23 protein-coding genes are annotated in these 20,687 nt (G+C 36.5%); 3 read left to right on the top strand and 20 right to left on the bottom strand.

The genetic code is table 11. The features are described 5' to 3' along the window. Window positions 1–40: 40 nt before the first annotated feature. The 19 genes from ACOH2D_RS06395 to flxA all read right to left on the bottom strand — a co-directional run bounded on the left by ACOH2D_RS06395 (window position 41) and on the right by flxA (window position 16,886). The gene (locus ACOH2D_RS06395) at window positions 41–361 is read right to left on the bottom strand and encodes a hypothetical protein (protein WP_449534721.1); all 321 of its coding nucleotides are present in this window, start codon (window positions 359–361) and stop codon (window positions 41–43) included. A 41-nt stretch (window positions 362–402) separates the two neighbouring features. Then, window positions 403–627 carry a hypothetical protein gene (locus tag ACOH2D_RS06390; RefSeq protein ID WP_449534720.1) on the bottom strand — a complete coding sequence of 75 codons (225 nt, stop codon included), beginning with the start codon at window positions 625–627 and terminating at the stop codon, window positions 403–405. A gap of 76 nt (window positions 628–703) precedes the next feature. Beyond that, the gene (locus tag ACOH2D_RS06385; protein ID WP_449534719.1) at window positions 704–1,588 is read right to left on the bottom strand and encodes a cupin-like domain-containing protein; all 885 of its coding nucleotides are present in this window, start codon (window positions 1,586–1,588) and stop codon (window positions 704–706) included. A gap of 322 nt (window positions 1,589–1,910) precedes the next feature. Continuing rightward, on the bottom strand, window positions 1,911–4,355 hold the full coding sequence (locus ACOH2D_RS06380; RefSeq protein ID WP_449534718.1) for an MMPL family transporter: 2,445 nt from the start codon (window positions 4,353–4,355) through the stop codon (window positions 1,911–1,913). Further along, window positions 4,348–5,547 carry a DUF2062 domain-containing protein gene (locus ACOH2D_RS06375; RefSeq protein ID WP_348035194.1) on the bottom strand — a complete coding sequence of 400 codons (1,200 nt, stop codon included), beginning with the start codon at window positions 5,545–5,547 and terminating at the stop codon, window positions 4,348–4,350. The genes ACOH2D_RS06380 and ACOH2D_RS06375 overlap by 8 nt, the downstream gene beginning before the upstream one ends. 15 nt (window positions 5,548–5,562) lie before the next feature. Further along, window positions 5,563–5,934: an ApeI family dehydratase gene (locus ACOH2D_RS06370; RefSeq protein ID WP_348035195.1), complete on the bottom strand. Its 372-nt coding sequence runs from the start codon at window positions 5,932–5,934 to the stop codon at window positions 5,563–5,565. Window positions 5,935–6,008: 74 nt separating this feature from the next. Next, window positions 6,009–6,644: a flexirubin biosynthesis/transport protein LolA2 gene (gene lolA2, locus ACOH2D_RS06365; RefSeq protein ID WP_348035196.1), complete on the bottom strand. Its 636-nt coding sequence runs from the start codon at window positions 6,642–6,644 to the stop codon at window positions 6,009–6,011. Then, window positions 6,634–7,401 carry a polysaccharide deacetylase family protein gene (locus ACOH2D_RS06360; RefSeq protein WP_449534717.1) on the bottom strand — a complete coding sequence of 256 codons (768 nt, stop codon included), beginning with the start codon at window positions 7,399–7,401 and terminating at the stop codon, window positions 6,634–6,636. Before ACOH2D_RS06360 ends, lolA2 begins: the two co-directional genes overlap by 11 nt. Then, window positions 7,398–8,414, bottom strand: a complete 1,017-nt coding sequence (locus ACOH2D_RS06355; RefSeq protein ID WP_348035198.1) for a beta-ketoacyl synthase chain length factor — start codon at window positions 8,412–8,414, stop codon at window positions 7,398–7,400. Before ACOH2D_RS06355 ends, ACOH2D_RS06360 begins: the two co-directional genes overlap by 4 nt. After that, window positions 8,411–9,601, bottom strand: coding sequence for a beta-ketoacyl-[acyl-carrier-protein] synthase family protein (locus ACOH2D_RS06350; RefSeq protein WP_449534727.1), 1,191 nt, complete (start codon window positions 9,599–9,601; stop codon window positions 8,411–8,413). Before ACOH2D_RS06350 ends, ACOH2D_RS06355 begins: the two co-directional genes overlap by 4 nt. 10 nt (window positions 9,602–9,611) lie before the next feature. Beyond that, window positions 9,612–9,869, bottom strand: coding sequence for a phosphopantetheine-binding protein (locus ACOH2D_RS06345; protein WP_348035200.1), 258 nt, complete (start codon window positions 9,867–9,869; stop codon window positions 9,612–9,614). Further along, window positions 9,866–10,483: a 3-oxoacyl-ACP synthase gene (locus ACOH2D_RS06340; RefSeq protein ID WP_449534716.1), complete on the bottom strand. Its 618-nt coding sequence runs from the start codon at window positions 10,481–10,483 to the stop codon at window positions 9,866–9,868. Before ACOH2D_RS06340 ends, ACOH2D_RS06345 begins: the two co-directional genes overlap by 4 nt. A gap of 6 nt (window positions 10,484–10,489) precedes the next feature. Next, window positions 10,490–11,551, bottom strand: a complete 1,062-nt coding sequence (locus ACOH2D_RS06335; protein WP_449534715.1) for a methyltransferase — start codon at window positions 11,549–11,551, stop codon at window positions 10,490–10,492. Between the two features lie 6 nt (window positions 11,552–11,557). Beyond that, a complete protein-coding gene (locus ACOH2D_RS06330; RefSeq protein WP_348035203.1) occupies window positions 11,558–12,703 on the bottom strand; it encodes a beta-ketoacyl synthase N-terminal-like domain-containing protein in 1,146 nt (381 codons plus the stop codon). Beyond that, window positions 12,696–13,142, bottom strand: coding sequence for an acyl-CoA thioesterase (locus ACOH2D_RS06325; protein WP_348035204.1), 447 nt, complete (start codon window positions 13,140–13,142; stop codon window positions 12,696–12,698). Before ACOH2D_RS06325 ends, ACOH2D_RS06330 begins: the two co-directional genes overlap by 8 nt. Continuing rightward, window positions 13,139–13,579, bottom strand: a complete 441-nt coding sequence (locus ACOH2D_RS06320) for a hotdog family protein (RefSeq protein WP_348035205.1) — start codon at window positions 13,577–13,579, stop codon at window positions 13,139–13,141. The genes ACOH2D_RS06325 and ACOH2D_RS06320 overlap by 4 nt, the downstream gene beginning before the upstream one ends. Then, complete coding sequence (locus tag ACOH2D_RS06315; RefSeq protein WP_348035206.1) at window positions 13,576–14,451, bottom strand: lysophospholipid acyltransferase family protein; 876 nt, start codon at window positions 14,449–14,451, stop codon at window positions 13,576–13,578. Before ACOH2D_RS06315 ends, ACOH2D_RS06320 begins: the two co-directional genes overlap by 4 nt. Before the next feature lie 90 nt (window positions 14,452–14,541). Further along, window positions 14,542–15,282 carry a flexirubin biosynthesis SDR family reductase FlxB gene (flxB, locus tag ACOH2D_RS06310; RefSeq protein WP_348035207.1) on the bottom strand — a complete coding sequence of 247 codons (741 nt, stop codon included), beginning with the start codon at window positions 15,280–15,282 and terminating at the stop codon, window positions 14,542–14,544. 77 nt (window positions 15,283–15,359) lie between these two features. After that, window positions 15,360–16,886, bottom strand: coding sequence for a flexirubin biosynthesis tyrosine ammonia-lyase FlxA (gene flxA, locus ACOH2D_RS06305; RefSeq protein WP_348035208.1), 1,527 nt, complete (start codon window positions 16,884–16,886; stop codon window positions 15,360–15,362). A gap of 108 nt (window positions 16,887–16,994) precedes the next feature. Between flxA and ACOH2D_RS06300 the strand changes: the two genes are divergently transcribed. Together ACOH2D_RS06300 and ACOH2D_RS18270 are read left to right on the top strand one after the other, a co-directional pair. Then, entirely contained in the window at window positions 16,995–18,254 is a 1,260-nt protein-coding gene (locus ACOH2D_RS06300; RefSeq protein ID WP_449534714.1) for an NAD(P)/FAD-dependent oxidoreductase, read from the top strand. 365 nt (window positions 18,255–18,619) lie between these two features. After that, the gene (locus tag ACOH2D_RS18270) at window positions 18,620–18,847 is read left to right on the top strand and encodes an Fjoh_0651 family PID-CTERM protein (RefSeq protein WP_510172135.1); all 228 of its coding nucleotides are present in this window, start codon (window positions 18,620–18,622) and stop codon (window positions 18,845–18,847) included. On the opposite strand, the gene ACOH2D_RS06295 is transcribed toward ACOH2D_RS18270, so the two are convergent. Continuing rightward, window positions 18,844–19,434 carry a riboflavin synthase gene (locus tag ACOH2D_RS06295; protein WP_449534713.1) on the bottom strand — a complete coding sequence of 197 codons (591 nt, stop codon included), beginning with the start codon at window positions 19,432–19,434 and terminating at the stop codon, window positions 18,844–18,846. The genes ACOH2D_RS18270 and ACOH2D_RS06295 overlap by 4 nt on opposite strands. 138 nt (window positions 19,435–19,572) lie before the next feature. Between ACOH2D_RS06295 and pdxA the strand changes: the two genes are divergently transcribed. Next, window positions 19,573–20,619, top strand: coding sequence for a 4-hydroxythreonine-4-phosphate dehydrogenase PdxA (pdxA, locus tag ACOH2D_RS06290; RefSeq protein ID WP_348036441.1), 1,047 nt, complete (start codon window positions 19,573–19,575; stop codon window positions 20,617–20,619). Window positions 20,620–20,687: the final 68 nt, after the last annotated feature.

Raw genomic sequence — 20,687 nt, 5'->3', positions numbered from 1 at the left:
ATAACCTGTTTTTCTTTTAGGATATTGGAAACCTTATGTTCTAAAGTAAGATAGGCTTATAATTTTTATAAGCATCGGTTTCCAGAAAGGGGTATTTAGCAATGTTCAAGTTTTCATTTGAAAATGTTACGGCAGATGGATTTTTATTTCTGTCATTGAAAACCGTGTTGAGGTCATAGGCTATAAATTCTCCTAATTGGTACGGATTTGCAGAGACCCATACTTTTAGTTCTTCAGGTTTAAAAACAATGGCATGATGTGCCAGTGGTTGGTTCAAAGCCTTTTCATTCCCATATCCTATTGCTTTATCGTTCAAGCCTTCCTTATTTCTCAGATTCGAAATAGCCTTTTCTGGATTCATTTTATTTTTTTTCTGAGAGTAATTGGAGCATCCGATCGTATCTATATTCTGTTGAAAATAACGGCTTCCTGTTTATAGGTTAGTTCTTCTGTTAAGCGTCCAGAAATGAGACCGATTTCCAATGGATCGACTTCTACATAAAGCTCCCAAAGGCCTTGTTTGTTTTTGGTTAAAAAGCTGTTGCCAATAAAAAAAGCAGAATCGTTAAATTTGGTGTGTTCAGGAATTTCAGCGTTGTAAATACTAACATTTGGAAGGTTGTTCATTGATTTCTTAATGCCACATGACGTTAGGTTTAAAACCACTAAATAGCTTAAAAATAATTGAGCACTATGATGCGTGTTATGTATCTGAATGGTGTTTATGATAGTTTTTGTTCATGCGCTTGACCATCTGGTTTTCCTTATAATCCACCCAACCTTGGCCCACGGTGCGCCGCATTAAATTTTCAAAGGTTCTCATAAAAACAATGTTTGAAAATAGTTTTGCCAATCGTCCTAATTTTCTTGGAAAAGCGCGTAAGGTAATGGAGAATCCACCATCCAAATAGGTAATATAATGCCAGTAACCACTTGGCATATAAAGCGCATCGCCATGTTGCATCTCCACAGAAATTCCTTCCGCCAATTGTAGCGCCGGATATTTCTCAAAATCTGGATTATCCATGTCAATGGTTTCTAAATTATGTACCGTAAAAGGTACTTTATAGAGATTCTTAGCTTGGTCGGGTGCAAAAAGTGTGACCTGCTTATGACCGTGGAAATGAAAATGTACCAAATCTGCCAGATCCATATCATAATGCGCTAAAACTTTAGAGCCTTTGCCACCAAAGAACATGACGGGCAACTTTTTGAAAAATTGTAATCCGATATCTGGATACTTAAAATCTTCAAGTAGTACGGGCATTTTTTGAAGTACGTTGTAGAAAAACATACGCAGATCTGTCGGTTGCGTTTTTAGGATTTCGATGTAATCGTACAACTTCATTGTTTTGGCTGGCGCGACGGAGTTTTGACGTCCTTTTGTTGGTTCATTATTATATAACGGTACAACCTGATCCCCAGCCAAGCTTTGGATATAGTCTAAATTCCATTTTTCAAAAGCAGGCCAATCTTTAGTCAAATCGGCAATCAAAACTGGCTTTTGGGGTTTGAAATAGTTTTCAATAAAATCCTCCTTGCTGATTGATTTTACTCTGGTAATTGGTGTTGTTTTAATGATTCCCATATTTAAGGTCTTTGACAATTGCTAAATTACTTAAAGGTTTTTTGATTAATGATTTTCGCTGATTGGTGTTTTTATGTCTCGCAGATTACGCTGATTTTTGCTGATTTTATTGGAGTCAATACGCTTTCTTTTGAAGCATCTCGCTTTATCTTTTAATTTTTTGACACTAATTTCACGGATTTTCACAAATTCTCTCATTACCTGAAAAAATGTTGCTTTAAATTACTTACTACATTTCACAAATGGAACAGACGTTTACCCATAGGTATTAAGTTTCATTATTTAAGTACTTCTGCGTAGATCAACACGATCTGTGGTAAACCTATTTTTTAAATATTTCTCCACTTTCCGCGGGAGAGTTTTTCGAAATTAATAGTTTATACAATATCGGCTGCACCACAAACGAGATCAACATCGCCGCAAGAATCCCAATAATTGAGATCGTTGCTAAAGAATGCAATGCTGGATGTTTTGCGAAAATCAATACCCCAACCCCCAAAATCGTGGTTAAAACCGATAGAATAATGGATGTTTTATGTGTTGCCATCGACGACGTACCTGTCAGCATACCATTGGTTATAAAAATACTGTAATCTACACCCAATCCAAAAATAAAGGTGGAAATGATAATATTAAAAATATTGAATTCTAGATATAATAATCCCATAATTCCGATCGTGACAAACCAAGTTATGATAATTGGGATGACAGTTACGAGTGTCAATTTTAGATTTCTATAGAACAAAAACAACAACAGAAGCACCGCAATAAAACAATAGACTAACAGATTATTGAAATCATTTTTGAGATGTCCAAGAAGGGTTTCATTGATGGCTTGACGGTCAATAACCAGTGTGTTTTGTGTATCTTTAAAGGCGTTTTTGACCTCTTGAATATTTGCCTCATCAACATTTACGACTGATGAAATGGTCATGAAATTTCCATCCTTAGCAATAAAATCGTCAATAGGGACGACGTTGATTTCTTTGTATTCGTTAATAGTTAAAGGCTGAAACTCATGATCCAAAAGCGAATAAAACTCGTGAAAAGTGGCCGGTTTAAATCCGAACTTATTACCATTTTCAATCAAATTGATCTGAGTTTGTGCTTTGATCTCTGGAGTCCAGAATCGTTCCCAAGTTTGTATGGCTACTTTTTGTTTTTTATCCGAAGTTACCAAGGCACCAACCGAATTGAAGCTTAAGATATTTTGATTTTTTTCTAAATTTTGGAGCTTGTTGAATATGCCATCATTGGTTTCCAATACGTCTTGTTCATTGGTTCCAAAGGCAATCACGTACAATGATTTCGAAGAGATATTGATCAATTTGTCCAATGCCGCTTCCGCAGATTTAATAGCTTCTGGTTGAAAATTGAGCTTCGAAATATCTTTATTAAACGTTACGCGATGATAGGTAAAAGCACTTAAAATAAGAAAAGCGACGATACTTCCAATCAGGATTTTGTTTTTATGGTACTGATAAGCCGCCACTTTGTCAATGAATGATGTTTTTGAAGTGTTTCTCGAAGTTCCTTTATAGGCTTGCGGAATAAAAATCAGTGCAAATACCGAAGCACCAAGTACACTTATGGCTGCAAAAACGCCCAAATCCTGCAGCGCTTGTGAATCTACAAACAGCAGACATAAAAATGCCATTGCCGTTGTTAAACTGCTCATTAAAATGGGTTTTGAAACGCCTTCAAAAAGTTGTTCGATCGTTTCATTGTTTCGGATATGGGTTAGGATATGCAGAGAATAGTCTAAAGTGACGCCTAAAAGCACGGCACCAATTCCCAAAGATATCGCAGAAATTTCAGAACGTATGACTGATAAAATTGCAATAGCCAAAAGTCCAGCTAAAAGTGTTGGCACAAATAAAATTATCGGAATGGTCAGTTTTCTATAAAACACAATAAAAACGCTCATGAGTAAAATCATGGCAATCGTGACCGTTAACTGAATATCGCTTTTAATTTGTTGTGCATTGGCAACAGCGATAAGTGTCCCACCAAAATAGGAGCTTGTCACTTTATCTTTAAAAACACCATTTAGATCGTCTCGCAGTTGGTAGAGTTGTTGTGAAAATAGACCGTTTTCTGTAGTATTATTACTGGGATATTTTGGAGTGATAAACAATAATAAATGCTGTTCGTCTTTACTGACCAAAAAACCGTCTTTAAGTGTGAAATCATCCGAAATGCCGAGTTGTTGCAAATGTTGTATGGCCATTATTGAAATTCCCAACGGATCTTTGATGATGGTTTTTTTTGCCACAATTCCCGAAGGGGAAATCAAGGTTTTATAATTGTTCTCTGTGATTTTGGCAATTGAATCGGATTGTAATTTGTTTGAAATGTTTTTATAATCTGCATCTTTTAAAAAAATCGGGGCATTGTTATAGACAAAATCCAAGGTTTCAAAAATAGCTTCATCTTCAATCTTGCCTTGAATGTCTACTATAAATTGATTGGAATGTTCAGACAATGAATCTAAAAATCGCGTGGCATAATCCGTCAAATCATCGGTAGAACCATTTTTTTCTCTTTGGATATTGACGATGATTTTATCTGCGAATTGAACGGTTTTTAGGACTTTCTGAAGTTGCTCGTTTTCGGAATTGGTAGGAATTAGTTTGGAGATATCTTCATCAAACTTAAGCGTTGAAGCCATCCAAATAAGAACTCCAAAAATCATGACCAAAGCAATCCTAGATAGGGATTTATGCTTTTGGATCAGGTAGTAAGAATTGAGAAAAAATCTAGCCATGAGTCAGTACTTTTTTCCTGTCAATTATTGAGAAAAACAAATAGCCTAATACACCAAAAACCAATGCGCTCGACGTTGAAAGGACAACGCTACCTACAAGGTAAGATTCCAAGTGTTTCATCAAATCAAAATTTTTTTGAATGCCTTCCAAGGTGTAGTGAGATTCGATACCCAATACCCAATTGCCAGTTTGCAAACTCAGCAAAAGTACGAAAGGAATAAATGGAGGAAAGCTGATATTCGAAAATGCAAAGGCAATCACCTTATTCAGTTTTAGCAAAATGGCCAAGAAGATTACAATCACAGAGTGAAAGCCCCAAAGCGGCGACAAGCCTATAAAAACTCCTAAGGAAATAGACAGTGCCTTCTTTTTTGGTGAGTCTTGGTTTCCTAAAAAATCTTCAAGAAAAAATCGCTTTAAGCCTTTTTTTTTTAATCTGCGGAAGAAATTCCGTGGCGTGATATAAAATAATCTTAAGAGTAAAAACCAGATGTAAAGCACCACCATTCTGCCAATATCCATAAATGGTCGGAAATGAGACACACGCTCTTTCATGTCGTAGAGGATATCAATAGGCACGTGTCCAATTGCAATCCCTGCCCAATAGGATTTGACGATGACTTCAATTTCGAATTCAAATTTTTTGGTAGACTTCATGAATTTGATGTGGTCGATAGCCTTGATTGGATACAAACGAAATCCTGACTGAGAATCTTCAAGTTTCAGTCCTGTGGCGGCTTTCATCCAAAAGGTGGACACCCGATTACCTTTCGCGCTCCGTGCCAAAACATCGGCAGTATTCATGTTGCGATCGCCAATCATCAGCATATTTTTATTTTCTGAAGCATCAAGGGCTTCAATAAAATTTGGGATATCTGAAGGAAAATGTTGACCATCCGTATCTAATGTGATCGCGTAATTGAAGCCTAAATTAACAGCATGCTTAAAACCGATTTTCAAGGCGTGTCCTTTTCCAGTGTTTTTAGCCTGATGGAGCTGAACAATTTGGGGATAATTTTTTAGAATTTCAGACGTGGTATCGGTTGAGCCATCGTTGACGATAATGATATCCTCAGTGAATTCCAAAACGCCATCCAAAACGCGAGCCAAGGTGTTGGGATTGTTGTAAGTGGGCATGACCACGCAACAGCGATAAGATTTTATTTTGGATTGAATTTCAGGGAGCGTCATGAATTGAAACTGCAATTATCGTTTTACAAATGTAACATTACATTTCAATACTGCTGTTCCGTCTTCAAAAGAAGTGGTGTTTTTCACTTTAATATGTTGATCATCTTCCTGAAATGTGATATTAAATTTTAAGATGGCATTTACATTGGGATCTACCAAGCTTATAAACTTCACATTAGAAGCTGATGACAAAAACAAGGATTGGTTGAGCTGATTTTCTGTCAGTTCCTTAATGATCTGGAGCATTGTTACTCCGGGTGTGACAGGAAAGTTTGGAAAATGGCCTTCAAAAATGGGGTGTTCTTTATTTATCCTAACAGTGGCCCCAAAAGAATGTGCTTCAAGAGATTCAGATGTTAGGACAGTGTAGAAGTTTTTTAGTAGCATAGGGGGTTTTGTCTTTATCGCTTCTTTATTTTCTCTCGCAGAGGCGCAAAGATTCTCTGCGACTTTGCGTGCTATTAATTAATGAAATTAGCATCAGAAACCTCGGTATTCAGTTTTCTGTTATGAAAGGTAATTATAGTATAATCATCATTCGGCTCCATTAATTTAACTTCTTCGACCTCCGCAGTAGCATTGGAAAATGTCAATTCAAAAGACGCTATAAACTTTTTCATGCGTTTATCTTTTGGTATGAATTTCACTAAAAACCCGCGACCGTATTTAAAATACTCCAAATCAAATTGAGACTCGTCAAACATATCGCCTTTAATGCTATTGACAATCAAAGAATTCAAGCTTCTGAACATTTTATTGGAACCCAAATCGATATTTTGTTTCTTACCTTCATTGTTAACAAGCAGTTGATCATCTTTAAAAATAGCGACATTTAAATAAGGTTTTACATATTCCCATCGCACTAAATTAGGGGCTTTAAACACTAATTTTCCTTCTGAAGTAATCACATTATCGAAAACGAATATATGTTTTGTTTGCGTAAAATCACTGACAATGGTCTTTGTATTCTGTGCTGTTTTTTGAACTTTAGCTTTAAAGCCCTGTTGTTCAGATGCCAATAACTTGGTTTGGGAAATTCCGCTGAAGGCAAAACTAAGTGCGAATGCGAAAAGAAGTATAAAGTGTTTATTTTTCATTGAGAAGTTCATTTATGGTCACAGATTGATAATCCTGTTTTTGGAGGAATTGCAATAAATGTTCCAAAACAAGCAAAACATTAATTTGTTTGTCATGTAACAAGATTATAGAACCAGGCTGTATCTGTTTTGTAATGTTTTTGACAATGTGTTTTGGGTTTTTGATAATCGTATCATACGACCTAATGTTCCAACCAATCACATCATGTTCTGTAACTTTCAAAGCCTTTGCCAATTTGGGCGTGGTCACTCCAAAAGGCGGCCGAAATAGCGTAGTTTTTTTAGCAATGATTCTCTGAATGGAATTGTCAGTTTGCTTGATTTCATTCATCCAGTTTTCTGTAGAATTAAAGTCGATCATCACATCATGGGAAAACGAATGATTTCCGATAGCATGCCCGTTTTCTGAAATCACTTTCAGAATCTCAGGATGTTTTTCAATGTTTTTGCCAATGCAGAAAAAGGTGGCTTTTGCATTATAACGCTTCAGAATTTTTAAAATTTCTAAAGTGAATTTCGAGTTTGGGCCATCATCAAAAGTAATCGCGATTTTTTTCTCCTTTATATTCTTTTTTGATGTGAAAGCCTTCAAATAAAAATTCCAACTCATGGAAAATGAACCCATGGCCATTATTAAAAACCAAGTTATAATCAGAACAAAATACGACCATAATGCAATCCCTATTAATGTATCTAGGCTTACCAAAAGTAAGAATAATCCACACGCTGAGAACGTTGTGATTTTAAGATTTTTCATCGTTTCAGCAAGATAAAGCTATGATCGCGACCTTTAAATTGGTTATAAAGTAAAATAGTGTTGATTTTAGGTTTTGCAGTTCCTTTATAAATTAAGGGTTTCGGTATTTCCTGACGGTTAAGGATTTCACAAGCTGCCCATAATCCGAAGGGAGAAGCAGTATAAAATTCACCACTTAAATGTTTGTAATGGAGTTGAGAAATGTCATTGAAATGTGTTGCAACCTCCTCATAATAACTGTCAAAAACATCTCCATTTCTTCCTAGTATTAAGACGTCAATGTCTAATGAATTAATAGTATTACGTTCTAAAAAGTATTTTAAATTTTTTTGAATAATTTCTTCAGAAGCTGTACTGCAAACCTCCATGTCCACCAATTGAATGGCATTTTTTTTTGTTTCTGAAGACATCACAAAAAAAGAGGCACCTTCACTAAAGGGCACTTGGATTCCAATAGATTCAGCATCCTCCATCATTCGTATGTAATGGATCATTTCCTTGCCCAATTCATCAACACCACCAACCAAAATATTATGTGCTTCTTCTTGTAATAGCAATTGTGCGTCTAAAAGGGCCGATTCAAAAGACAAAGCAGCATGAGCGTAAGTGCTATTATAGGCTTTACATTGGAGTCCCAAAGCAATTTGTGCACCAATGGTATTGTGTGTAGATTGGATAAAGGCAGTGGGTGTTAAAAACTCTTCATCGTTGGCAATAATGTTGTTCAAAAACTTCTCAGTATCCTCAAGACACCCCATTCCCGTTCCGGTAATAATGGCATCAGGTTGTTTTAAGTTGGCTTTTTCAAGTGCTTTACTTGCTGCAGTAACGCCCAATTTAACTGCTGTTGCCATACGTCTTGATGCTGCTGGGGAGATATAGTCTTTGTAATTTGGGTACTGTGCAGGAAACGTTTTTCCTGATATTTCTATGATATCATCCAAAAATCCTTCGGAGTCAAAAGTATGTTGAGCCGAAATACATGCTGCGCTATGGATGAATATTTTTTTCATGCCTTTGAAAAAATGAGCGTGGAACAATTGCCACCAAATCCGAAGGAGTTTGACAACACATGTTGCAACTCTTTTTTGACGACTGAAGTCACTGGTTTTAGACCAGTTTCTGGCATTACTGTTTTAAAATTCAGATTAGGGAAAACAGTCTGCTCTTGTAATGCTAAAACAGAAAATACTGCTTCTACTGCACCTGCAGCAGCTAGAGTATGTCCTGTAAACGACTTTGTGGAACTAAAATGTGGAACATTTTCTCCAAAAACACGTTGAATAGCGATGCTTTCAGAAAAATCATTGTTGGGGGTTGCCGTACCATGAGCATTGATATAATCGATTTGTCCCGGATTTAATTCAGCCATTTTCAAGGCTTTTTGCATGGCTAAAAATGCGCCTTCTCCATTTTCAGAGGAAGCGGTTTGATGAAATGCATCATTGGCATTGCCATAACCGGAAAGATAGGCGAATACCTCTTTCTTTTCTTTTTGAACCACAGCGTCCGATTCCAAAACCAAATAAGCTGCTGCTTCTCCTAAATTCAAGCCTTTACGATCCGCATCAAAAGGTGCACAAAGTGCATCCGATTGGATCATTAAAGTTTTGAATCCGTTGATGGTAAATTTTGACAATGCATCTGTGCCACCTACGACGACACGATCTAGTTTTCCAGCCTTAATTAAGCGTGCGCCAAGCATAATCGCATTAGCCGCAGAGGAACAGGCCGTACTAATCGTTGTTGCGAATTCTGTAATGCCAAGAGCATCCGCAATTTTTTGAGTAGAAATGCCCGCATGATGGGTTTGAATGTATTTCTGGACGTCTGCGTTTGTTGCAAATTGCTTTAAATAAAGCTCCGTCATATCCATGCCACCAACGGTTGTGGCAGATATAATACCTGTTCTATATTCTGAAATAGTAGTGATGTTGGAATTTTTAAGTGCTGCTTTTGTGGCGAAAAGTCCCAACAATCCTGTTCTTGTATAATTGTGGTCTTGGTCAAGATGTAATTGCTTTGTTAATTCCGAATTGGAAAACGAAACTTCGCCAACTTTTATGAGCTCAGAGTGTTTGGTTTGAATATGTTTTAAGGTGCCAACGCCACTTTTTGAAGCCAATAAAGAGGCTCTATTGTCTTCAATGGAATGGCCAATTGCAGAAATAATACCCATTCCGGTAATTGCAACGCCCATACTTTTGGTGTTATTTTCCTCTATTGTCTGCAATATAATCTGCCAAAACAGCGATAGATTTAAAGATTTCTTTACCTTCTTTCGGGTCGGTCAATTGGATGCCGTAGTCTTTATCCAACATGACAATAAGTTCCAAGGCATCAATGGAATCCAGTCCCAATCCATTGCCAAAAAGTGCATCATCATCTGCAATATCGGCAACTGTGAATTCTTCCAAATTCAGTTGCTCTATAATCTTTTCCTTTAATTCCAGTCTTAGTTCTGTCATGATTTGTATAATCTCTTAATTTCATTAGGGCTATGTGCAATAGTACCATTTTCTTCTACCAAATATATGAAAGCTTCATAGTTATTCTCGTCAAAATCGACCCAGCCACAAAGGACTTTTTTGGCTTTTTTCGACTTCAATAAGCTTTCCGCATGGAGCCATAAATGATTTGCATCAAAGGTGTCAAAGATAAAAAAACAATTTTCAGAATGAAGCTGATGTTTGATACTAATTTCGCCAATGCAAATATTAGGTAAGGTATAGACAAATACCGATGGACTTGGAAAGAAGTTATCGGCCTCGCTGATGGAGTCTTGATATTTTCTATCGGTATCAAGGCTGGACGCTCTATTGGATAATAGGATAGCAATATTGTTTTCTTTATCAGAAGGTAATTTGGCATGGTTCAACACTACATCGGACGCCAAAAAAGCCATTTTGCTCAAGTTGTCCATTTTATAGAATTTGGAATACTTGGTTTCCAAATGTTGCGAAGCACTTTTTATAAATGCCGAAAATTCCGCAATTGCACTTATGAATAACGTATTTCCATTAAGAGATACACGGCTGTCTTTAATGTGGCAATAGGATGATATGTGATGTGTTTTTTCCAAAAATTCTTATTTTTCTTTACAAACCAACATCGTGTGGTATTGACCAAGGATTAAATCTTCCTTAATGGTCAATCCAGATTTAGATATCAATTCTTCAAAAACTGACGACGTATACATTTTACTGTTGCCATTCGCCATAACCGTAAAATACAACGATGTGGCTTCTAAGATAAATTTTGACATCGGATATTCCTGACGATCGGTAAAAGTTTCGATGATGATCAATTCGGTGTCGGCATTCATAGAGGCGACACAAGTGGATAGGATTGTAATAATTTCATCTTCCGAAAAACAATCTAAAAACTGACTCATCCAAATCACATCGGCACCATTAGGAATATGTGGATTTGGTTTCAGCCAATCAATCTCTTGTTCGCTGATTCGATTTTCGAAACCTGCATCACTGATGTTTTTTATGGCTTTGTTCAATTGCCCAGGTAAATCGATGATTTTTACCTGAATGTTTTCGTCGTATTTAAAACATTGCAAGGCAAATTTTCCAGTGTTACCGCCAATGTCAAAAAGGAGTCTTGGCTGATTTTTAAAAACACGTTTTAAGGCATCTTCAAAAATGCCGTCAGAATAAAAATGGTCAAACTCAAACCACGATTGTTGCTCTTTGGGCGTTAACTTCGAAAGACCTTCGTAAATGGTATCCCATTGTCCAAGCTCCTTGAGTCCTGAGGGTTTGCCCGTTGCAATAGCTTCATCTAAATGAAATAAGCCTTTGTAGCAAACGTCATGTGTGAAGTTGAGATTGACGCTGACGGCTTTATTATAATTCAGGAAGTAACCGGTTTTGGTAAGTTCGTAGGTTCTTTTTTCAGATTTACAAACGATATCGGCACTTTCAGAAAATTCGAGAAGTACACCAAGTCCGTAGAGCGGGATGGATAGTTTTTTTGCAATCTCCTCGATGGTAAGACCACCTTCATGACGGCTATTAAAAATTAAGTCAAATACGCCCAACTTTTTTAAAGTCACCGAAGATTGGAAAATAAATGGTGCGAAAGCTATTTTTTGTGCTTCCAATAAGGCATCTGCAGCTCTAATTGTTTTGTTGGTCATACTTCGTTAGGATACTTTTCTGAAAAGTGCTGCCGTGTTGCAACCTCCAAATCCAGATGCGGTTTTTAAGAACGTTCTTAATTCTTTTGATGTTGTTTTTGTGATAATATTGAGCGGTTGTGAAACGCCTAAATTTTCAAATCCTGCGGAGGATATCAAAGTATTTTGATTTAAGGATTGCATGCCAATAATCGTTTCCAGTAAACCTGATGCGCCCAAAGTGTGACCAAAATAACCTTTTAAACTGTTCAAGGGTGTATGGTTTAATCCTAATCTGTTAAAGGCAATGGCTTCCATTTCGTCATTGAATACAGTAGCAGTTCCGTGCGCTGAAATATAATCGATGTCGCTTGAATTGATATTTGCCTCTTTTAGGGCTGATTTGACACATCTATACAAGCCTTCTCCAGTGCGTGAAGGCCCAGAAATATGATTCGCATCGTTACAGCTGGCATCACCCAAAACTTCCACGGCATCTTCAGAGAGATGATTAATTTTTGAAGTGACCAGAACACTTGCAGCTACTTCTCCTAAATTAATTCCGGTGCGCTCCAGGTCATAAGGTTTGCAAACAGTATTACTCAAGGCTTGAAACGAGTTGAAGCCCGAGAGTACAAAATCAGAAACCAAATCTCCGGCTACTAAAAATACATGGTCGTAAATACCTTCTTGAATATAGCGTTTTGCGATGGCAACTGATAGAATGCCAGAAACACAGGCATTAGATACAACGATAGCGTCATTCTCAAAACCAAAGTAATCTTTGATGACGGTTCCGAGTTGGCCTAAATATGCCCGCTCTTTTGGAAATTGGCTACGTTTATCTAAAACATCAATATTGCCTTTTGTGGTAGAAATAATGAAACCGACGCGATCATTGAATTTAATTCCTGAAGATTTGATCGTTTTTGAGAGTGACAAAATCATCATTTTCTCTAAACGTGTGTGGTCATTTTGTGATTCAATCGATTTGAAAGCCGTTTGTAAAGTTTCTGTTAAAATTACGCTTCCAAAAAAGGGTTTATAAAAACGGGATGCGTCTTGCACTAATTGAATTCCACTTCCTTCGTTTTTGAGATTTTCAAAAACACTAAGTGTGTCGAATCCTAAAGCGGATGTGATATTATTATATGACAGATAACATTTAGTCATGCTGTAAGCCATGTTTTTCCTTCCAAGATCTATAAAAATCTGGAAGATTTAATGACATCACTCCAGTTTTAAAATTGGTAAATACCTGTGTGGTTTCACCAGTGCAAACGGTTTGACCAGCTTCATTTTTGATAAGATAGGAGAATATCAGTTTGGCAGCGCGAGAATTTATGTAAGTGGTTTCAATAATGGCTACCTCTCCATATCTTAATGGCAATTGGTGTTCTGATGACATTTTTACGATGGGTGCGGCAAAACCATGGCTTTCCACATCCAAATAGGTCAGACCAAACTCACGACCAAAAGCCTCACGGCCATCTTCAAAATATTTGATATAATGTCCATGCCAAACAATTCCTAAAGAATCAACTTCATTAAAGCGCACCCTGATTTGATGTGTAGATTTTAGCGACGATTCCGGTTGATCTGAATTTTTCATTCTGCTTTGAGAACAGTATTTATTTCGGCATTGGCAATTTCAACGCCATTGATAAAGGTAGAAAGTTTTACAGTGCTCATATGCATGATTTCATGAATAATGGAAACTTCTGTTTTTAAAACGGCATCTACTTTTGGTAACCTTTGAATATTTAATTTTTTGATAGAAGCGATAAACCCTTCTTTTGCAGGATTATTTTCAGAATGGTTTTTAAATCCAGAGTATAATGCAGCCGCTTGTGCCATGTGCTCAATCAAGCCGGTTTCTGAAAATCCGTCATTGTCAACATACAGATTATCCTTCAAAATAGTAAAACCAACGGTTGCTTTACCATCAACAAATTCTAATAATGAATTGACCATAATTATGGGTTCACGATGTGGTAATAACATTTTTATACTTGTTATGTCTGTTATGGGAAGTTTCAATGTTTTCATTTTTTGTCGCCCCAAAAATCATAAAAATTAAACCATTGCAAAGGATATTTTTTAACCATTTCCTCGACGTTTTCTGTGTATTTTTTCAATAAATCCTGTACGTCTCCTTTTTGGTTATCAATCCATTTGGCATATAAATGGTAATGACGTTTGGGTTCGCGCATCACATAAACGAACAAAACGGGTACTTTTAATCGGTTGGCCAAATAAAAAGGCCCTAAAGGGAATTTAGCGGTTTTACCTAATAGTGTTTCTTCCAAATATTTTGTATTGTCCATATAGCGGTCTCCCGCGATGCAAATAATTTTGTTTTTAGTCAATGCTGCATTAATTTCAAAAATATGCGACAAATCATCCTTAACAATAATAAAATGCGTTTCTTTTTTAACGTATTGTCCTAAATATACCTTGATGTCCTCATGATCTTGATCCGTCACGACAATGCTAATGGAATCTTTTGCCAAGCGTTCCTTGAAGAAATATTGTGCCAATTCAAAATTACCAATATGAGCACTGATAAGGATGCCACCTTTATTCATTTCTAAGACTTCCGAAATTTTGACTTCACCATCAAATTCGTAGGTATAATCACTTCGTAATCCAGAAGAGATGGCAATTTTATCAACCAAGGTTTGGCCAAAAGTATAATAGGTTTTGTAAATGCTGACCATGGTTTTAAAACGAGAATAGCCCATCCTCTTTCTGAAGTAAAAGCGTAAGCCTTTCACGTTTTTTCCTGAAAATAAGCAAAAATAGGGTACAGGAAGATGCATCAACGCATAAGCTGCATTGATGCCGAAATTCTTTATAAAGAACACAAAGACCTTAAAACCGAGAACAGTGCCTCTCGATTTTCCATCCCATTCTGCCATTCTAATTGTGAGGTTTAGCCTTATGAATAAAGCGAATTATTAAAGGCACAAATTTACACGAATTTTTCGGTTCTGAAATTCACTGATCATTTAGTGTACGCCCCCACTGATGCTGATCACTTCCCCAGTGATATAAGACGCTTTTTTTGACGCTAAGAAAGCGACTAAATGCGCAACTTCTTCCGGGTCTCCAAATCTATTCGCAGGAATCATCTTTTTCAGGGTTGCTTCATCAAGTCCTTCTGTCATGTCTGTTCTGATAAAACCGGGAGCTACAGCATTAACAGTAATATTGCGTTTGGCAACTTCCATCGAAAGTGATTTTGTAGCGGCAATAATGGCACCTTTAGCAGCCGAATAATTGGTTTGTCCTGAAACGCCTTTGAGTCCAGAAATAGATACCATATTAATAATGCGCCCATAGCGGTTCAATAGCATTTTTTCTATAAGATGATTGGTCACGTTGAAGAACCCGTTGAGATTGGTATTGATCACATCATTCCATTGTTGAGGCTTCATCCACATAAAGAGTCCGTCGTTGGTAATTCCTGCATTGTTTACCAATACTTCAATGATGGCGCCAGAATGTTGCTCCTGCCATGCGTTTAGAGATGTTTGGACGTTTTCAAAGTTGGACACATCAAATTGAATGGTTTGGCCCGAACCACCAGCAGCTTCAATCTGCTTTAGAGTTTGAAGAGCAGCTTCTTTATTCTGATTATAATTGATGATAATATGATATTCCGAATCCTTTGCAAGCTGGATGCAAATAGCTTTTCCGATGCCTCTAGAACCTCCGGTAATTAGGGCGTATTTAGTTTGTTTAGGCATTTTTATTATTGGCTTTTTGTTTCTCGCAGATTTTGGCAGAATGCTTCTGCGTTAATCTGCGATATCTGCGAGAAATTTTATTTACACTGATCCATAAGAAATTTCTTCACCGCATTCACATAAGGATACATCACTATATCCTCCTTAAAGTTAGGAACAATAGCTCGAATATCATCAAACATCGCTCTCGTTTTGGATGTGACTTGGTTTTTTACATCTAAATATTCAATAGCCTGCACAATAGTGATTAATTCAATGGCTAACACTTCGTAAGCGTTTTCAATTACTTTTTTGGTAATCAAAGCAGCGTTGGTTCCCATGCTTACAACATCCTGATTGTCGTTATTATTAGGGATACTATGCACATACATTGGGTTGGACAACATTTGGTTTTCTGCTGTAGTTGAGGTGGCTGTAAATTGAACGCCCTGCATTCCAAAGTTCAATCCGAGTTTCCCAAGGTTGACAAATGGAGGCAAGATTTTATTAAGATTTGGATTTAATAAATAATTTAATTGGCGTTCTGCTAACATAGAAGTCTTCGTCACAACCAATTTTAATTTGTCCATTTCTAAGGACACATAATCGCCATGAAAATTTCCGCCGTGGTATACATTTTTGTTTTCAACATCGACAATAGGGTTATCATTTGCCGAATTCACTTCTTCAATCAAAATAGTTTCTGCAGTATTTAGAGTATCCAATACAGGGCCTAAAATTTGTGGCACGCAACGCAAGGAGTAATATTCTTGCACTTTGTCTTCAAAAACAGTAACGTTTTCAATATCATTATATAAATGGTGTTCACGTTTTTTTATCAACGTGCTATTTTTTAAATGTTCACGCATGAGTTTGGCAATTTCCCGCTGACCCTTATGTTTTTTAGATTGATTTAATTCAAATGACAAGTGATCGTCATAAGCCTTGACAATTTCATTGATTGCCGAAGATGCAGTAATCATCCAATTTAAAAGCTGTCTGGTAAAAATAATATTGACAATTCCAATTCCTGTCATCACGGAAGTTCCATTCATAAGGGCTATTCCTTCACGAAGTTCAATGATGATGGGCTTTAAATTTTCCTTTTTAAATACATCTTCAGTTCTGCACTTTTGATCTTTATACATTACTTCCCCTTCACCAATCAACACTAAAGCTAGATGTGCCAATTGCACTAAATCACCACTGGCCCCAACACTGCCATGTTCGTATATAACGGGTGTAATATCTTTGTTGATCAATTGTACCATCAGATCAATAACAGATTTGTGGACTCCAGAATTCCCTAGGCATAGCGTATTCAGCCTCGCTAACATGGAGGCTTTGACATATAACGACGGAATGGGATTTCCAGTTCCTGAGGCATGACTTCTTATAAGATTATATTGAAGCTGTTTGCGTTCGGAATCTTCAATTTTATATTGAGCCATGGGGCCAAAGCCTGTGTTGACACCATAAATGATTTTATTTTCTGAAAATGCCTTTAAAAACTCGAAGCTTTTTTCAACAGTTTCAAGGACATTTTTGTCAATTTGAATCAGTTGGTTTTCAAATAAAACTTTTTGAAAATCTTTGATTCCTAGGGTTCCGTTAAGTGTTAACATTTAGAGTGGGTTCACAATGTTTTTTAAATCGTTCTATAACCAGGAGGGAAAGTGATTATTTTTGCGCTACAAATGTAAAGTAATAAATCATTTAAATCCATTTGAGGTATGAAGGATGTTCATGTTGATGTTTTGATTATAGGTGCTGGCCCTTCAGGTTGTGTTGCGGCTGCTTATTTACAAAAACAAGGTATAAATGTAAAAGTTGTGGAGAAAAGTGTTTTTCCGCGATTTGTGATTGGCGAAAGTTTGCTGCCCAGATGTATGGATCATTTTGAAGAAGTGGGTTTGTTGGATTGCTTGATCGCTCAAAATTTTGAGATTAAAAATGGCGCGCGATTTATAAGAGGAGAAACTATCTGTGAATTTGACTTTGCTGAAAAACATACCAAAGGCTATGATTGGACCTGGCAGATGCCGAGAGCTGATTTTGATTATGCCTTGACAGAAGAGTTGAAAAAACAAGGCGTTGACATTGTATTTGAACAAGAAGTTGTGGCGGTTGACTTTAAGGAAGATGGTTCATCACAAACCACAATAAAGATCAAAAATAATGATGAATATAGAGTGTATGCTAAATTTGTCATTGACTCCAGTGGCTACGGAAGGGTTTTGCCGCGACTGTTAAAACTCGACAAACCTTCGTCAATTCCTGAGCATTCGTCAATATTCAGTCATGTTAAGGAGCTTGACCGACCGAAAGGAACAGAGGGCACCTTTATCACGTTTGATGTACTCGATACCGATACTTGGTTTTGGGTCATTCCTTTTAGTAATGGCAATACTAGTATTGGGTTTGTTGGTAAAACAGACTTTATTGATAGTTTTAAAGGCACATCTTCGGAGCGGTTGTCGCAAATGCTAAAAAAATCATCCTACTATTATGAACGATTTAAAGATGTTGACTTTTTATTTGAACCTAAAATTATCCAGAATTATTCAAAATCTGTCACACAACTTTACGGAAAGGGCTATGCCTTAACTGGAAATAGTGCAGAGTTTTTAGATCCGGTATTTTCGTCGGGAGTTACTTTTGCCACAGAATCTGGTTTAAAGGCAGCAAAATTGATCGCGAATGAATTAAAAGACATACCCGTCGATTGGGAAAAGGAATACTCAGAGTACATGAAAAATGGTGTTTCGGTATTTGCTTCCTATGTCAAGGAATGGTATACTGGAAATTTACAGACCATCTTTTTTGATGGCGCAAACAATCAAGACATTAAAAGGCAAATATGTGCTGTTTTGGCCGGCTATGTCTGGGATGAAACCAATCCATTTGTAAAAAATCACGATAGATTAATCAAGACTTTAGCCAATATTATACGTTTGGAAAAGAAAGTACACAGACAAGAAGAAGCTCAGTAAGATGTCCGTAAATTCTTGATATTGTTAGGATTGGTATTGGAGCTTATGCGTTTAATTATAGGCTAAACATTTTAAGAAGAATTATTATTCATTTTATCGTATGTTTTCTGCATTCTGACTAAAATACTAATGCGTAATTGTTTGCGTTATTAATTCTGGCTATTTTTAAACAAAAAAATACACGTGTTTAAGAGTGTGTCCAAAAAACACATATATGTGTCCAAAAAATACATATATTTGACTTAGCGGATTAACATCTAATTGAATTAGAGATACTGTATTTCGTCGGGTAATATTGCGTTTTACGGTGTTATTTTATTCCTTTTTAGGATGTGAACTCAGGTATTTTATACATTTACACTATAATGATTGTATATAACAAGAAAATTTTAGCCTCAGTCTTATTAATATTGATAAGTTTTATTTGTACGGCTGCTCAACGTGAGCAACTGCCGCAGCCACGGCCGATGAATGTTCCTCCGCCACCTCCAGGTTTTCCAATTGACAGCGGTCTGATAATTCTATTTATTGCCGCAATTATTTTAGGTATTTATATGACCATCAAACTTTCCAAAAAATCAACTCAAGCTTAGATTTTAAGTTCGTATAGTCTTTTAATATATTTCCCAAGAACATCAAATTCTAAATTCACAACACTATTTTCTTTTAGATATTTGAAAGTAGTGTGTTCATAAGTATAAGGAATGATGGCCACGCTAAATTCATTTTTCTGACTGTTCACTACGGTTAAGCTTACGCCATTTACGGTAATGGAGCCTTTTTCGATGGTAATGTTGTTTAATGATGCATCATATTCAAAAGTAAACAACCAACTCCCATTTTGAAACTCAACAGATTTGCAAATTGCTGTTTGGTCCACATGGCCTTGTACAATATGCCCATCCAATCGTTCGCCAAGTTTCATCGCGCGTTCTAAATTAACTTGATCTTCAGTTTTTAGACTGCCTAAATTGGTTTTGCTCAACGTTTCTCTTATCGCCGTAACCGTATAAAATGGAGCGTTTAAAGACGTTACCGTTAAGCACACCCCATTATGCGATACACTTTGATCTACCTTTAATTCAGGTGTGAAATTGCTTTTTAATGTGATGTGAAGATTATCATCATCTTGTTCTAATTTTGTAATAACCCCTAAATCTTCAATGATTCCAGTAAACATATTGTCGAATAATTAGTTAAATTTGCATTTGTACAATGGTTTACAAAGATAAGACTTTAATGAAGATTTCAGGATAGCGTCTTGTTTAGAAAAGGATTTTATAAAAATGCTATTGTAAAGGACTAATTAAAATTAAGGATGAAAAGAGAAGGGTTAATTAGAGTGGGGATTTCAATTGGTGATTTAAATGGCATTGGTGCTGAAATCATTCTAAAAACTTTTGAGGATGTTAGAATGCTTGAGTTTTGCACGCCTATAATTTTTGCCTCCATAAAAACCATGTCCTTTTTTAAGAAGCATTTTGACAGTGCTATAAATTTTCATGGCATTAATGATATGAGCCAGGTTCTTGAAAGTAGAGTCAATGTGTTGAATGTTTGGAAAGAAAATGTTGACATAGCTTTTGGTGAAGAAGATTTGAAAGCAGGAGAATATGCCTTTAAATCCTTGGAGAAGGCCACTGAAGCTTTGAAAAATGACGATATCGATGTCTTAGTCACTGCCCCTATTAATAAATTGACCATTCAATCGGACAGTTTCAAGTTTCCAGGGCATACGGATTATTTGGCCAAGGAACTCGGAGGAAACAGTCTCATGTTTATGGTCACTGAAGATTTTAAAGTGGGTTTGCTTACAGATCATGTTCCTGTTAAAGATGTGCCGCAATATATCACTGCAAAGCTTATTGAAGAAAAAGTTCAGACCGTTTATGACTCGTTAATTCAAGATTTTAGAATCAGTAAACCGAAAATTGCTGTTTTGGGCATTAATCCGCATGCTGGAGATAATGGCGTGATAGGTGACGAGGATGAGAAAGTTTTAAAGCCAACACTTCTAAAAATCAGAGAAAAAGGCAAACTGGTCTATGGGCCGTATTCAGCCGATAGTTTCTTCGGATCCAAAAATTATAAGAATTTTGATGCGATAATTGCGTCCTATCACGACCAAGGTCTTATTCCTTTTAAAACCCTCACTTTTGGTGAAGGTGTAAATTATACTGCTGGGCTCAATAAAGTGAGGACTTCACCAGATCATGGGACTGCTTTTGAAATTGCAGGCAAAGGAACTGCAGATGAAAGTTCATTTAAAGCTGCGGTGTTTATGGCCCTCGAAATTTATAGGAATAGAAAGGAATATAAAAAGCTTACCAAAAACCCTTTAAAAAAGGCATCTAAAAAGATATAAACATTTTTTGTTAATAGCTTCCTTCTAATATAAAAATAATTTCTATATTTGCGCCCTCAAAATGAATG

This window comes from Gelidibacter sp. (genome assembly GCF_053579655.1).
Note: the sequence above shows the minus strand (reverse complement) of the source record. Positions and strands in the feature narration are given on the sequence as shown.

Coding starts and splice junctions, on each gene's coding strand:
- ACOH2D_RS06395 (WP_449534721.1), bottom strand. CDS start 361: ATGAATCCAGAAAAGGCTATTTCGAATCTGAGAAATAAGGAAGGCTTG.
- ACOH2D_RS06390 (WP_449534720.1), bottom strand. CDS start 627: ATGAACAACCTTCCAAATGTTAGTATTTACAACGCTGAAATTCCTGAA.
- ACOH2D_RS06385 (WP_449534719.1), bottom strand. CDS start 1,588: ATGGGAATCATTAAAACAACACCAATTACCAGAGTAAAATCAATCAGC.
- ACOH2D_RS06380 (WP_449534718.1), bottom strand. CDS start 4,355: ATGGCTAGATTTTTTCTCAATTCTTACTACCTGATCCAAAAGCATAAA.
- ACOH2D_RS06375 (WP_348035194.1), bottom strand. CDS start 5,547: ATGACGCTCCCTGAAATTCAATCCAAAATAAAATCTTATCGCTGTTGC.
- ACOH2D_RS06370 (WP_348035195.1), bottom strand. CDS start 5,934: ATGCTACTAAAAAACTTCTACACTGTCCTAACATCTGAATCTCTTGAA.
- lolA2 (WP_348035196.1), bottom strand. CDS start 6,644: ATGAAAAATAAACACTTTATACTTCTTTTCGCATTCGCACTTAGTTTT.
- ACOH2D_RS06360 (WP_449534717.1), bottom strand. CDS start 7,401: ATGAAAAATCTTAAAATCACAACGTTCTCAGCGTGTGGATTATTCTTA.
- ACOH2D_RS06355 (WP_348035198.1), bottom strand. CDS start 8,414: ATGAAAAAAATATTCATCCATAGCGCAGCATGTATTTCGGCTCAACAT.
- ACOH2D_RS06350 (WP_449534727.1), bottom strand. CDS start 9,601: ATGGGCGTTGCAATTACCGGAATGGGTATTATTTCTGCAATTGGCCAT.
- ACOH2D_RS06345 (WP_348035200.1), bottom strand. CDS start 9,869: ATGACAGAACTAAGACTGGAATTAAAGGAAAAGATTATAGAGCAACTG.
- ACOH2D_RS06335 (WP_449534715.1), bottom strand. CDS start 11,551: ATGACCAACAAAACAATTAGAGCTGCAGATGCCTTATTGGAAGCACAA.
- ACOH2D_RS06330 (WP_348035203.1), bottom strand. CDS start 12,703: ATGACTAAATGTTATCTGTCATATAATAATATCACATCCGCTTTAGGA.
- ACOH2D_RS06325 (WP_348035204.1), bottom strand. CDS start 13,142: ATGAAAAATTCAGATCAACCGGAATCGTCGCTAAAATCTACACATCAA.
- ACOH2D_RS06320 (WP_348035205.1), bottom strand. CDS start 13,579: ATGAAAACATTGAAACTTCCCATAACAGACATAACAAGTATAAAAATG.
- ACOH2D_RS06315 (WP_348035206.1), bottom strand. CDS start 14,451: ATGGCAGAATGGGATGGAAAATCGAGAGGCACTGTTCTCGGTTTTAAG.
- flxB (WP_348035207.1), bottom strand. CDS start 15,282: ATGCCTAAACAAACTAAATACGCCCTAATTACCGGAGGTTCTAGAGGC.
- flxA (WP_348035208.1), bottom strand. CDS start 16,886: ATGTTAACACTTAACGGAACCCTAGGAATCAAAGATTTTCAAAAAGTT.
- ACOH2D_RS06300 (WP_449534714.1), top strand. CDS start 16,995: ATGAAGGATGTTCATGTTGATGTTTTGATTATAGGTGCTGGCCCTTCA.
- ACOH2D_RS18270 (WP_510172135.1), top strand. CDS start 18,620: ATGATTGTATATAACAAGAAAATTTTAGCCTCAGTCTTATTAATATTG.
- ACOH2D_RS06295 (WP_449534713.1), bottom strand. CDS start 19,434: ATGTTTACTGGAATCATTGAAGATTTAGGGGTTATTACAAAATTAGAA.
- pdxA (WP_348036441.1), top strand. CDS start 19,573: ATGAAAAGAGAAGGGTTAATTAGAGTGGGGATTTCAATTGGTGATTTA.